The sequence below is a fragment of the Lactobacillus huangpiensis genome (genome assembly GCF_019972815.1).
GTDB classification, from domain to species: domain Bacteria; phylum Bacillota; class Bacilli; order Lactobacillales; family Lactobacillaceae; genus Lactobacillus; species Lactobacillus huangpiensis.
Genome location: NZ_BPPA01000006.1, coordinates 109590 through 121359, shown reverse-complemented (window position 1 = coordinate 121359; position 11770 = coordinate 109590). Strand labels below are relative to the sequence as shown.

The window sequence follows — 11770 nt, the reverse complement described above, 5'->3', positions numbered from 1 at the left end:
CAGCAAGGCGCGATTAAAGTCGCAAATGCTGACGCTAGCATAAGCGCCTGGTAGACGTTCATGGACCGAATTCTTTTTGAAGAATAGCTCATAGAACCACCTCATCTCGAGAAAACAGTCACCGCCCATAAAACTTCTCGCAAAGGTGGTTATAATCATATCTGGGTTTTGTCCTTGGAATAAAGTTGAGTTCCCACAAACGCACAGTTTTAATTAATAGGGCTGATGGTTTTCCACAGACCGATTAAAAATTTTGCCTTTGAGTAATGTTGAAAATTCTCAAATCCATGAGCCATAACGGCTGTGTAGACATAAAAGCTACTATTACACGGACATAGACAACCACGACACATTGCCACTTATCCTCAATGCGCAATTGCCTCACCGCATGTTGAAGCAGTGACGGTACTGGAACGGACTAGGAAATAAGTACTAGCCCGTATATGTGGCATTTTAATAGAATAAAAGCGTACTAATTTATTTTTTAATGATTGGAGTTAGTACGCTTTTTTGTTTTCTACTTGGTAATATCTTAAATTATTAATCTTATTGACGTCTTCAGATAACAGTGTTATATTTTAGATTGCAGATAACGGTGTTATTTAAGGAGGTATGTAAAATGGACAATACACAAGATAAAATCATTCAAGCAACGATAGAATGGATAAAAACAGATGATTATAAGAACTTATCGATGCGTAAATTGGCAACAAAAATAGGAATGACTACTGGGGCCATTTATAAATACTTTCAAAACAAGGATGAGTTGTTTTACCAAGTGTCGATTAAATTATCACAGCAATTTGCTGAACAACTGATTACTACTTCTGAGAGTTCACCAAAGGATGAACTACTTTCATTAGCTAATGAATTCTGTAAGTTGAGCCAGGAACAGGCGAAGCTAATCAACTTCCTATTTTTTAATTCAAGTTTGCAGAATTTTTACCAACATGCCAATCATGATTTTCAATTTTACGATCAGGTAATGAGGTTAGTTCATCAGATAAACAGCGGTGCAGTTACTGATCAACAATTCTTTACTCAGATTTGGGCCTTTATTCAAGGATATTCATTGTTAATCATAAACAGGGTAGCTGAATATGAGCCTATTTTAGTTGAAAAAACCCTAAATGAAATGATTGGAGGTAGTAAAAAATGATTTTGATAATTTATTGTCATCCCTATGATCAGAGCTTTAATCATGCGGAACTAAAAATAATTAAAGAAAATCTAAGTGCTGCTCATCAGAAATACGAAATAATAGACTTGTATGCGGATCATTTTAATCCAGTGTACTCAAAGGAAGAATTGAAACTCTATCATCATGGTCAAACTACCGATCCTCTAGTTACTAAATACCTAAAACTATGTCAACAAGCGAATACTGTGATTTTTATTACTCCTTTTTGGTGGAATGATATTCCAGGGATGTTAAAAGGATTTGTTGACAAGGTAATGAAAGAAGGAGAAGGTTTATCACACACTGTTACTAAAATAGGAGTGAAAGGTGAGTTGACTAATGTTAAACATTGCTATGTGCTAACCATTTCAACTTCACCAACATGGTATATTCGTTTCTTTTTAGGTAATGCTATTAAAAAAATTTTCATTAACAAAACTTTGCGCCAATTAGGGTTTAGGCAATGTTATTGGCAAAATTTTGGTGGTTTTACTAATTCTTCTCTTGAACGAAGGAGGAAATACTTAGACCAATTAACTAAACAGATTTTTAGCTAAAAAGTTTCCACTTGTTTTTTCAATTGTTTAACAAACAAGAGAATTTTGTACTAAATAATTTATTCTTAAGCGATGCTTTATTGATGTCAAATACTTTGTTAACAAAATTAATTGATATAATTTTGGGCATTAACAGGTATTTTTGGTAAAACAATTAATAGAAGTAAACTAAAAAGGAGGCATAGTTATGGACCGCGTTTTGATTGGTAAAGTTTCACAAAAAGGACAAGTAGTTATTCCAATACGAATCAGAAAAGCTTTAGGTTTGAAAAAGGGAAGCAAAGTGTCATTCGAGCTAAAGAATGGTGAAATTACTATCAAAAAAGTATTAACGGCATTAGATTGGACTAATTTGGTTAAGCAAATTCCAGTTGAGGATGTCAAAATCGATGAAAATGGTTATTTTGACCCTAGAAAATCACCGGATTTCCATGACTGGATGGTTAATGGCTAATAGAGTCAGAGGAATGAATGACTTTTGCAAGTATATTTAAAAAACATTGAGCGTTTAAAAACTTCTATCAAAGTGATTATTACAGCTGGTTGGAAACTAATGATCCTAAAATGGTCAAAAATGTTGAAGATGCTCTATATGAAGATCCAGATGATTGTGATGATGAATTATACAAAAATCTAGCTCTTAAATATAATTTAGAGTGCAAGAAATGTAATTTATTTGTTGACGTCAATAATCAAAAGATAAAAATGTCAGCAGATATTGTTTGTGGTGTTAAAAGTTTAAAAGATTTAGGGTCAAGTGCGCCAGAATTTTTGTCAAATTATGCCAAAATAAGATCAAGTGTAAAGTTACATTTCATATGGTCGCAACGTAAAGTTCCAACAATAAATACTTATCGCTATCAAATTTATTACGACCGCATTGATTACTTGTTATATGATTTGAAACATTACTTTATGGGTGAAAAAACACCAATGCAAAAAGCATATCAAAATAATAATACTAAAATTTGGCTAGATACCTTTACTGATGATTTTCCAAAATTTGTTCACGAAATGCACTTCGAAGATTTTGTTAATGAAAACTATGATGTGTTGGATATTGAATTTGGACAAAGAAAAACTGTTAATGGTGATTTACAGCAACTTAAGAGTAAAGGTAAGAATAAAAATGTTCAAAAACGATACATGGAACAGCTGTTAACTTTGGACAAGTTGTTTTAATAAATTTAGTTTGAATCATTTGTTTAGAAATAGTATTTAGTAATAAAATTTAGTCAGGGAGCATTTATTATTAATAAAACTATACATGTAAATGCGCGAAAAATAGGACAAATGAAAATGGAAAAATGGCAAGAAGAGTGGGCGTATAATAAATATTGGGTGATGGCTCATTCGCAACAGTGCTATGAGCAGATTAGGCTGCTGGCTAAAGACAACGAATGGCCAGAACAAAAGAATATTGAATTCAAGAACTTATTAGAAAAAGCGGCCAGTCAAACTCCAACAGTTAAAACTTTAACCAACGCTTATCAGCATGTCTGGGGCTATTTTAAGAAAATTTGTACGCCAGAGGAAAAACAAACTTACTTACATTTATTGCAAGAATTATCACCAACAGAAGATGAATTGGGTTCATTTTTAAGTCATTTAGCTGAAAAGTATCAAGTTTCTTATTTATTAAATTCACGTTTAATTCAGGAGAATAGAGAAAAATTATGAGGTTATGGCATCAAGACTTAATTTGGCGATTGCCTAGGCAACAGTTATTAGGGCAACATCGAGAAATTGCAGCTTTGCGCGGACGTGGCTGGGGCAAACCACATTCTACTGTTAACTATGTTTTTCAATATTCACCATATAAATTGTATCAATTTCATTTGTTAGTATTAGCTGAAATGCAACGGCGCCAGTATCATCCAGATGTTAAATGGTTTGATCCTTATTATAGAGGACAATATTGTCCTGAGTACGAAAGTTTACCGGCTATTCCCTGGACCGATCCGATATACCCTGAGCACGACGATGCATATTTACAAAGTTGTTTGGATAATTTGCACCAAAAAGGAATTGATTTATATTAAGTTTAGTTTGCTAAAAATTGCAAAATTGACACTGGATGATGACAATTTCCTAGATTTTTTTAAGAAACGCAAGTAAAAAAGTTGAGCACTTTGACATGAATGCTCAACTTTTTTGCCATGGTAATTAGATTACTTTTTTTTGATTTTATAATTAATACTTGCAATCTCCTTTGCAATTTTATGGTAATTATAATACCAGCAAATTAAGTAGATGATGAAAAAAATCACAGTAAATTTTGTAAAGTTAATCAAATTTAACGAAACCCAACCAGCTAAAAGGGCCAAAAAAACAAACCCAAAATAGTAGGTAAAGAAATTTATAACCGTCTTCTTTAATAATGACCATTGGTTAATAGTGAAGATAAAACTGCCAAAACCGAAAAATATTCCAGTAACCGCCCAAAGAATAATTGAGACGCTAAAAGCATTGAGCAAATTACTAAATTTTGTCGTAAAAGATGGACTAGATGGGACATAGACTGGGCTATGTGATGCATAACTGCAAAAGATAGAAATCATCAAACCAATGAAGATTCCCCTAACCGCAAAATTAAACAAATAAATGATAAATCTCTTTGTGTTTTTCATATTCCTAACCTCTCTTTCAGGTTCTTAATATTTCTTCTTGATATTTGTACGCGATGCTTATTAGTCAGAACAACATCGATTAACCCATTATTAAGTAATTCAAGGTGGTCGATATGCTGATAATTAAATATAGCGCTGCGTGAAGCTTCAATAAAATAGTTCGGTAGATCTGCTTTCAAATTAGATAAACGATCATTATATGTAAGTTGCTGCTTTTCTGTATAAACATTAATATCTCTATTAGCAACTTCAAGTGAATAAATATCTTCAAAATTAATCGGATAAATTTGAGATTGATAATGGCACCATAAAGAATTTTCGGACTTTGTTAATTTTTGCAAAAGTTCATTAATTGCTGGTGTCATTTTTTTGATCCATAATTCACCGTGTTCTTCACTAATATTAGGATTGATGTGACAATTAATTTTCATTCCTGGCGCTCCTTTCTGTTAATAAGTATAGTAGATGAATTCAACTTTTATCCTAGATTACTGCAAATGGTGGAATAAGTGTCATTAAAGGTTACAAAATCTGTCTTTCTGGCTAAAATTTAGCTTTTATAATAAAAAGAGAGTTTAAGTGCATGAATATACTAAAGTATAATTTAAAAGAAAAGTTTTTTACTTAAAAGGATGAAGATGATGAAAGAAATTAATGAATTAAGATTAGATTGTGCACTTAAACAAAAAAAGAGGAGTGCATATAATACTGGCTTCAATTATTATTTGGCTAGCTATTTCAATTATTCACTTTTCGTCTATGCCAATATTAACGAAAAATCTTTTTACTTTTGTTTGTGCTGCGGTTTTATTGCCATTATCTTATTTTGTCTCTAAGCTAATTAAGGTTGATTTTCAATACAAGGGAATCCATTAACTGAATTAGGAATACTGTTTTCTGTTAATCAAGCATTGTATTTGCTAATTGCAATGTGGATTTATCCAACTATAGCAGAAAAAATGCTTATGATATTAGCAATTATCTTTGGCGCACATTTGCTACCATATAGTTGGCTCTATAAGTCAAGGGTTTATTTGGTCTTGTCGATTTTAATACCCTTTTTGGCTTTAATCATTGGACTAAACTTTGAGCCAGCAATTTTGGCTTTAACAATGATGGGAATTGAAATTATCTTTTCTTTGGCTTTAGTTTGGGAAAATAGGAAAATATAATTTTTAAGTAAATAAAAACTATATTTAGAGCAGTGATATTAATCATCTGTTCTTTTTTTATGACTTAATAAATACTAAATAGTATTTAATTGTATTTAGAAAAGCAAATTTGAATATTTTAAAACTAAAATGATTAGTTTTAAAAAGCTTGATACCATAAATTATTAAGCGGATACAAATTATAAACACATAAATTAAATCAAGAAAACTGTTATTTCATAACTGCTAATTTATAAAATTAAGAAAATCAGCACACACATATATATTCAAAGTGTATAATTTAATTAAGGTTTTTAACATAAGGATTAAAGTTGAAGACAAAAGGAAATTATTATATGACAGCAAATACAAAAGAATTAAATATAGAAAACAAACTGTGGGAAACTGCAAACGCTTTAAGAGGAAGCATGGATGCTTCTGAATATCGTAATGTGGTTTTAGGATTGATTTTTTTAAAATATGTTTCCGATGCTTTCGAAGCTAGACGAAGCGAGTTATTAAAAACAGAATTTCCAGAAGATGCAGAAGATCCTGATATGTATCTTTCTGAAAATATTTTTTGGGTACCGAAAAAAGCACGTTGGGAATTGATTAAAGATTCTGCTAAATCACCTAAAATAGGTGAAATTATTGATAATGCCATGGATGCTTTAGAAAAAAATAATGATTCTTTGCGCGGTGTATTGAGTAAGAATTACGCCTCGCCTGACTTAGATAAAACCCGGTTGGGCGAAGTCGTTGATTTAATTTCCGATATCAGTTTAGGAAACGAAAAAGCTAAGCAATCTGATGTGCTGGGACGTGTCTATGAGTATTTTTTAAATGAGTTTGCTTCGCAGGAAGGGAAAAAGGGAGGGGAGTTTTATACTCCTCGGTCTATTGTACGAATACTAGTAGAAATGATTGAACCTTATAAAGGCAGAATTTATGATCCTTGTTGCGGTTCTGGTGGTATGTTTGTTCAATCTGATAAATTTGTGCAGGAACATCAAGGAAAGATTAATGATCTTTCAGTATATGGAGAAGAATCAAACCCGACCACTTGGAAATTAGCTAAGATGAATTTAGCTATTCGTGGTATTGATAATAATCTTGGACCTCATCAGGGTGATACTTTTCTCAACGATCTACATAAAGGTGAAAGATTTGATTTTATTCTGGCTAATCCACCATTCAATGTTAAAAACTGGAATGGAGAAAAGCTAAGAGAAGATTCACGTTGGAAATATGGAGTACCTCCAACCGGTAATGCTAATTATGCATGGATAGAGCACATAATTAGTAAATTAGCGCCTAATGGCAAGGCTGGTTTTGTTTTGGCAAACGGCGCATTATCGACTTCTACAAAGGACGAATATGCTATTCGTAAAGCAATTTTAGAAGACGATAAAATTGATGCTATTGTAGCTTTGCCTGATAAGATGTTCTATTCAACAGGAATTCCAGTTTCATTATGGTTTATTGACATGGATAAAGCTTCTCAAGGAGAGCGGGTTCGTAAAGGTGAAACCTTATTTATTGATGCACGTAATCTTGGAGAAATGGTGGATCGAACTCATCGAGAATTTTCTAAAGAGGATATTGCTAAGGTAGCTGACACTTATCATGCCTATCGTGGGACTAACAAGCAGAAGTATGAAAATGTTGCAGGCTTTTGCAAAATAGCTTCTTTAGATGAGATTGCAAAAAACGATTATGTTTTGACCCCGGGGCGTTATGTAGGTTTAGCCAAACAAGAAGATGATGGTGAACCTTATGAAGTTAAAATGGCACGCCTTACTGGTGAACTAAAAAAGGAATTTGCTGAAAGCGATAAACTTCAAGCTCAAATAAAAGATGTTTTAAAGGAGCTTGGATATGAAATATAAAATATCAGAAATAGGTAAAGTTGTCGGTGGGGGAACTCCATCCACTAAGCATGCTGAATATTATTCAAAAAATGGAATAGCTTGGATAACGCCTAAAGACCTGAGTGACTATCACAAAAAATATATTGGGCATGGTGCAAAAGATATTTCTGAAGAAGGATTAAAAAATTCTAGCGCTAAATTATTGCCTGTTGATAGCATATTAGTAAGCTCCAGAGCTCCTATTGGTTACGTTGCAATGGCAGGTACAGATTTAGCTACGAGTCAAGGCTTTAAAAGCATTGTACCAAATACTTCAAAAGTAATACCTGAATATCTTTATTATTTAATGTTAAAAAGTAAGGATAAATTAGAGCAAATAGCATCTGGGTCTACTTTTAAAGAAATTTCTGGGAAAGGAATGTCTAATTTTACGGTCGACATACCGGAATTAAAAGAACAAAAGAAAATAGTTCAGAAACTGAATCCGATTTTTAAAAAAATTGAGGAAAATGATCAGATAAATGATAATTTAGCTGCTTAGAAATATTTAGTTAAAAATTCCTTCTTTAGACAATTTAAATGTTGATTCTGTTTAATTATTTTAATTCGTTCATCGTAAATAGGTTTCATTATCTTAGTTAATTGACTTAAAAATTTGTAATTTGGTATAAAAACAATTGAGTCCATAATGTCACTTCTTTTTATATGTCCCATGGTTGTTGCTTTTCCAGCAGCAATTAATTTAAATTTTTTTAAATAATGCTTTGTCCACTCATAAATAAACCAAGATGGAAATTTCTTTGATGTTATTTTAAAAAGGTGTTGATTTAACCCAGAAGTAGTTCCTGACCAGATTTTTACCATAAGGGTACCAGACCAAGAAAAAACAATATCACCTGTTTTCACAATATAATCTTTGTTAATTTTCATAGAGCATCTATCTGATGAGCTGTCAGTGTATCCCTGGCTTAATTCTCTAATTTTAAGTACTGGTATTCCATTTTCAAATTTTTCACATTGAAATTTTTGCATTGGGAGACCATTTTTAAAATTAGCAATACCAACTAAATTACTTTTTTCGAATTTCTCATTAATTGCAAATTTCTCAAAAATTAAGGTCAGTAAATCATCTAAATTATCATTTAGTTAACCAATATCTGTATAGAAAGGAGTGAAATTAATATGTCAAAAGGATATCTTTTAGAATCAGATGTTGAAAATTTAGCCTTAAATACCCTACAGACTGTGGGGTATAAGGTGTTTAAAAGTCCTATTTCAAGTGGTCCTAATCCAATTATTGATGCTGCACGTAACAATGATCATACTTCAGCAATTTTATTTGATAACTTAAATAAAGCTCTTAGGAGACTTAATCCTGGTTATGACGAAGAAATTTATAAAGACGCATTTAGACAAATAATTCGATTAGCTGATAATCCAGATATGATGATAAACAACCATTACTTTCATAAGTTATTGATTGAAGGTATCAAAGTGAGAACTACTTTAAACGGAGAGAATCATACAGATACACTATATCCGATAGATTTTGAAAAATTTGATGCTAATGAATTTATAGCTACCAATCAATTTACTTTTGCAGGTAAGAGAGAACGTAGACCTGATGCAACACTGTTTATCAATGGTATTCCTGTAGTTACTTTTGAGTTTAAGGACGCTGGCAATATACATGTTGGTATAGAAAGTGGTTACCAGCAATTACAAACCTATAAATCTGATATTTCTGACTATATGAAATATAACGAAATCCTGATTACCTCTGATGGTATTAATGCAAGAGCTGGTTCATTAACTGCCGGATTTGATCGTTTTATGAGATGGAGAGCTCCTAAGAATAGTGAATCTGAAGATGAACTGGAATTAGTAACAATGATAAAGTTCATGCTCAGGCCAAAAGATTTACTTAATATCATTGAAAACTTCATAATTTTTGAAACAGACGGCGACAAAACAATCAAACTTCTTGCAGCCTATCACCAATACTACATGGTAAATAAAGCAATTAAAGCTGCTAACAAGGCAATTAAAAGCCCCGATGATAAGAGAATTGGGGTCGTTTGGCATACAACTGGTTCAGGTAAGAGCTTATCAATGGTCTTTTTTACTAGTATAGCTGCTCGTAAATTAAACAATCCTACGTTTGTGGTAATTAATGATCGTAATGATCTTGATGATCAACTATATGATACCTTTGCTGCAGCACATGAATATTTGCGTCAAAATCCTGAGCATGTTGAATCTGGCGATGAATTACGTTCAACGCTGAAAAAACAAGCGGGTGGGATAGTTTTCTCTACTATTCAAAAATTTTCGCCTGATTTTAATAGTGGTGAAACTAGGATGCCTGTTCTGTCGAAAAGAAACGACATTATTGTTATTGCTGATGAGGCCCATAGGAGTCAATATGGTTTAAAGCCCAAGTTTACTAGTAGTGGCTTGAGATATGGCTTTGCTGAGTATTTAAGAGATGCGCTGCCTAATGCGTCATTTATAGGCTTTACTGGCACCCCTTTGTCTACAGCAGATAAGTCAACAGTGGCTGTTTTTGGGAACTACATCGATGTTTATGACATTACGCAAGCTGTTAATGATCATGCAACTGTAAAAATTTATTATGAAAGTCATGTATTTCCCCTTAAGTTAAAAAGTGATGCGAATGAAAAATATCAAAGGCTTATACAACAAGTTGACCTAGATGATGACCCTACTAATGAAGATAATGCCAGACGAAATCGTGAATTTTCGCGTTTAGAAGCTTTGGCAGGAGCACAACCACGTTTAAAAAGTATTGCAAAACATTTTGTGAATCATTTTGAAACTCGTCAAAAAGAAACGTTTGGCAAATCAATGATTGTTGAGATGTCACGTCGTAACGCGGTTAGATTGTATGACGAAATAATAAAATTGCGTCCAGATTGGGAGAGTAAGGACTTAAAAAAAGGCAAAATTAAAGTTGTAATGACGTCTTCTGCTGCGGATGGTCCAGAGATGTCTAAGTTTCAAACAAATAAATCCGAAAGACGAATTTTGCAGCAACGAATGAAAGACGATAACGATGAATTACAAATAGTGATAGTCGTTGACATGTGGCTGACTGGTTTTGATGTACCTTCATTGAATACTATGTACATTGATAAGCCGATGAAAGGTCATAATTTAATTCAAGCAATCGCACGGGTTAATCGCGTATTCAAAGATAAAGATAGTGGCTTAATAGTTGATTATATTGGTATTGCAGAAAATCTAAAGGATGCTTTAAAAGTTTATTCTACAGATGATCAAGGTCAAGTTGCTATTAATATGGATAAAGCGCTTGCCGTACTGAAAGAAAAATATGACATTATTACCAATGATTATCTTTATGGAATTGACTATTCAGACTTTAATTCTCCTGATGGTGCAGTTAGACTGAAAGTTACGCAAAAAGTTGCAAATGAGATTTTGCATGAGAATGAACAACGTCAGAAAAAGTTCTTAGACGTGGTTACCGAGTTAGAAAAAGCCTATGCATTAACTGCAACGCAGCCTCAAGCACAAGCTTATGGTAAAGAAATTGCTTTTTTTAAAACTGTTAAAGTTTTCATTATGAAATTAAAAGCACCTGATAATTCAACAAACTATAATAACCATAAGGATATTAAATATCAAATGCAACAGTTGCTTGATCAATCGATTATTTCTGAACCAGATATCGATATTTACAATGAATTGGGTATTAAAAGACAAAGTGTTGATCTTATTTCTGATGAATTTTTACAAAAAGTCGAAAGTATGCCTGAAAAAGATATTGCGATCACTTTATTAGAAAAGTTACTTAAAGGTAAAGTAAAAGCGATGATGAAAACTAATAAGGTAATGTCAGCAAGATTTCAGGAAATGCTTCAAAAAGCCATTGATGAATACAATAAGCGGGGTATTACTAGTGAACTGGTAATCCGAAAGCTTATTGAAATGGCCAAGAAAATTAATGCTGAACAAGAAAGAGGAAAAGATCTTGGACTTAGTCAAGAAGAAATTGCATTTTATGATGCTTTGGCTGATCATAAGAAGGCAGTTGAAGTTTTAGGAGAAGAAAAATTACATTTAATTGCTCAAGAACTTGTTAAACTAGTTAAAAAAGAGGCTGGTGTTGATTGGGAAAAACGTAGAAATATCCAAGCAAAAATGAGAGTTGCGGTCAAACACTTATTAAGAAAATACGGTTACCCACCGGATATCGCTCCAGCAGCAGTTGACACTGTCGTTGAGCAGGCAGAGTTGATGGCAGCAGATGATTAATACAGCTCTTATGGAACCAAGATAGCAATTAATTTTATCTGCTATGTTTTCTTGAATCAAAAAATTTTGCTAAAATTAATTA

General features: G+C 32.6%; 12 protein-coding genes and 1 pseudogene. 10 read left to right on the top strand and 3 right to left on the bottom strand.

Translation table 11 applies throughout. The features are described 5' to 3' along the window. Positions 1-619 precede the first annotated feature (619 nt). The 6 genes from LDM90_RS06080 to LDM90_RS06055 all read left to right on the top strand — a co-directional run bounded on the left by LDM90_RS06080 (position 620) and on the right by LDM90_RS06055 (position 3779). A complete protein-coding gene (locus LDM90_RS06080; RefSeq protein ID WP_223896830.1) occupies positions 620-1159 on the top strand; it encodes a TetR/AcrR family transcriptional regulator in 540 nt (179 codons plus the stop codon). Further along, positions 1156-1737 (top strand): NAD(P)H-dependent oxidoreductase, encoded by a 582-nt coding sequence (locus LDM90_RS06075; protein WP_223896831.1) that lies wholly within the window; start codon positions 1156-1158, stop codon positions 1735-1737. Before LDM90_RS06080 ends, LDM90_RS06075 begins: the two co-directional genes overlap by 4 nt. 187 nt (positions 1738-1924) lie before the next feature. Then, on the top strand, positions 1925-2191 hold the full coding sequence (locus LDM90_RS06070) for an AbrB/MazE/SpoVT family DNA-binding domain-containing protein (protein ID WP_223896832.1): 267 nt from the start codon (positions 1925-1927) through the stop codon (positions 2189-2191). A 110-nt stretch (positions 2192-2301) separates the two neighbouring features. After that, positions 2302-2919, top strand: a complete 618-nt coding sequence (locus LDM90_RS06065) for a DUF6994 family protein (RefSeq protein WP_223896833.1) — start codon at positions 2302-2304, stop codon at positions 2917-2919. A gap of 117 nt (positions 2920-3036) precedes the next feature. Next, positions 3037-3417: a YbgA family protein gene (locus tag LDM90_RS06060; RefSeq protein WP_223896834.1), complete on the top strand. Its 381-nt coding sequence runs from the start codon at positions 3037-3039 to the stop codon at positions 3415-3417. Beyond that, positions 3414-3779 carry a TIGR02328 family protein gene (locus LDM90_RS06055; RefSeq protein WP_223896835.1) on the top strand — a complete coding sequence of 122 codons (366 nt, stop codon included), beginning with the start codon at positions 3414-3416 and terminating at the stop codon, positions 3777-3779. The genes LDM90_RS06060 and LDM90_RS06055 overlap by 4 nt, the downstream gene beginning before the upstream one ends. Before the next feature lie 129 nt (positions 3780-3908). Here the strand turns inward: LDM90_RS06055 and LDM90_RS06050 are convergent, their stop codons facing one another. Beyond that, on the bottom strand, positions 3909-4367 hold the full coding sequence (locus LDM90_RS06050) for a DUF3021 domain-containing protein (protein ID WP_223896836.1): 459 nt from the start codon (positions 4365-4367) through the stop codon (positions 3909-3911). Beyond that, positions 4364-4798, bottom strand: a complete 435-nt coding sequence (locus LDM90_RS06045) for a LytTR family DNA-binding domain-containing protein (protein WP_223896837.1) — start codon at positions 4796-4798, stop codon at positions 4364-4366. The genes LDM90_RS06050 and LDM90_RS06045 overlap by 4 nt, the downstream gene beginning before the upstream one ends. 241 nt (positions 4799-5039) lie before the next feature. On the opposite strand from LDM90_RS06045, the pseudogene LDM90_RS09500 reads away from it, so the two are divergent. The 3 genes and pseudogenes from LDM90_RS09500 (at position 5040) to LDM90_RS06030 (ending at position 7930) form a co-directional block, all read left to right on the top strand. After that, positions 5040-5539, top strand: a pseudogene (locus LDM90_RS09500) (DUF7010 family protein). Between the two features lie 335 nt (positions 5540-5874). Then, positions 5875-7407: a class I SAM-dependent DNA methyltransferase gene (locus tag LDM90_RS06035; RefSeq protein WP_223896839.1), complete on the top strand. Its 1533-nt coding sequence runs from the start codon at positions 5875-5877 to the stop codon at positions 7405-7407. Continuing rightward, positions 7397-7930 carry a restriction endonuclease subunit S gene (locus LDM90_RS06030; protein WP_223896840.1) on the top strand — a complete coding sequence of 178 codons (534 nt, stop codon included), beginning with the start codon at positions 7397-7399 and terminating at the stop codon, positions 7928-7930. Before LDM90_RS06035 ends, LDM90_RS06030 begins: the two co-directional genes overlap by 11 nt. Here LDM90_RS06030 and LDM90_RS06025 read toward each other — a convergent pair. Next, complete coding sequence (locus LDM90_RS06025; protein WP_223896905.1) at positions 7927-8484, bottom strand: restriction endonuclease subunit S; 558 nt, start codon at positions 8482-8484, stop codon at positions 7927-7929. The genes LDM90_RS06030 and LDM90_RS06025 overlap by 4 nt on opposite strands. A gap of 87 nt (positions 8485-8571) precedes the next feature. On the opposite strand from LDM90_RS06025, the gene LDM90_RS06020 reads away from it, so the two are divergent. Next, positions 8572-11688, top strand: a complete 3117-nt coding sequence (locus LDM90_RS06020; protein WP_223896841.1) for a type I restriction endonuclease subunit R — start codon at positions 8572-8574, stop codon at positions 11686-11688. Positions 11689-11770: the final 82 nt, after the last annotated feature.

Excerpts from the sequence above, each read along its gene's own strand:
- LDM90_RS06035 (WP_223896839.1), top strand. The coding sequence starts at position 5,875 with ATGACAGCAAATACAAAAGAATTAAATATAGAAAACAAACTGTGGGAA.
- LDM90_RS06075 (WP_223896831.1), top strand. The coding sequence starts at position 1,156 with ATGATTTTGATAATTTATTGTCATCCCTATGATCAGAGCTTTAATCAT.
- LDM90_RS06045 (WP_223896837.1), bottom strand. The coding sequence starts at position 4,798 with ATGAAAATTAATTGTCACATCAATCCTAATATTAGTGAAGAACACGGT.
- LDM90_RS06065 (WP_223896833.1), top strand. The coding sequence starts at position 2,302 with ATGGTCAAAAATGTTGAAGATGCTCTATATGAAGATCCAGATGATTGT.
- LDM90_RS06060 (WP_223896834.1), top strand. The coding sequence starts at position 3,037 with ATGGAAAAATGGCAAGAAGAGTGGGCGTATAATAAATATTGGGTGATG.
- LDM90_RS06070 (WP_223896832.1), top strand. The coding sequence starts at position 1,925 with ATGGACCGCGTTTTGATTGGTAAAGTTTCACAAAAAGGACAAGTAGTT.
- LDM90_RS06020 (WP_223896841.1), top strand. The coding sequence starts at position 8,572 with ATGTCAAAAGGATATCTTTTAGAATCAGATGTTGAAAATTTAGCCTTA.
- LDM90_RS06055 (WP_223896835.1), top strand. The coding sequence starts at position 3,414 with ATGAGGTTATGGCATCAAGACTTAATTTGGCGATTGCCTAGGCAACAG.
- LDM90_RS06030 (WP_223896840.1), top strand. The coding sequence starts at position 7,397 with ATGAAATATAAAATATCAGAAATAGGTAAAGTTGTCGGTGGGGGAACT.
- LDM90_RS06080 (WP_223896830.1), top strand. The coding sequence starts at position 620 with ATGGACAATACACAAGATAAAATCATTCAAGCAACGATAGAATGGATA.
- LDM90_RS06050 (WP_223896836.1), bottom strand. The coding sequence starts at position 4,367 with ATGAAAAACACAAAGAGATTTATCATTTATTTGTTTAATTTTGCGGTT.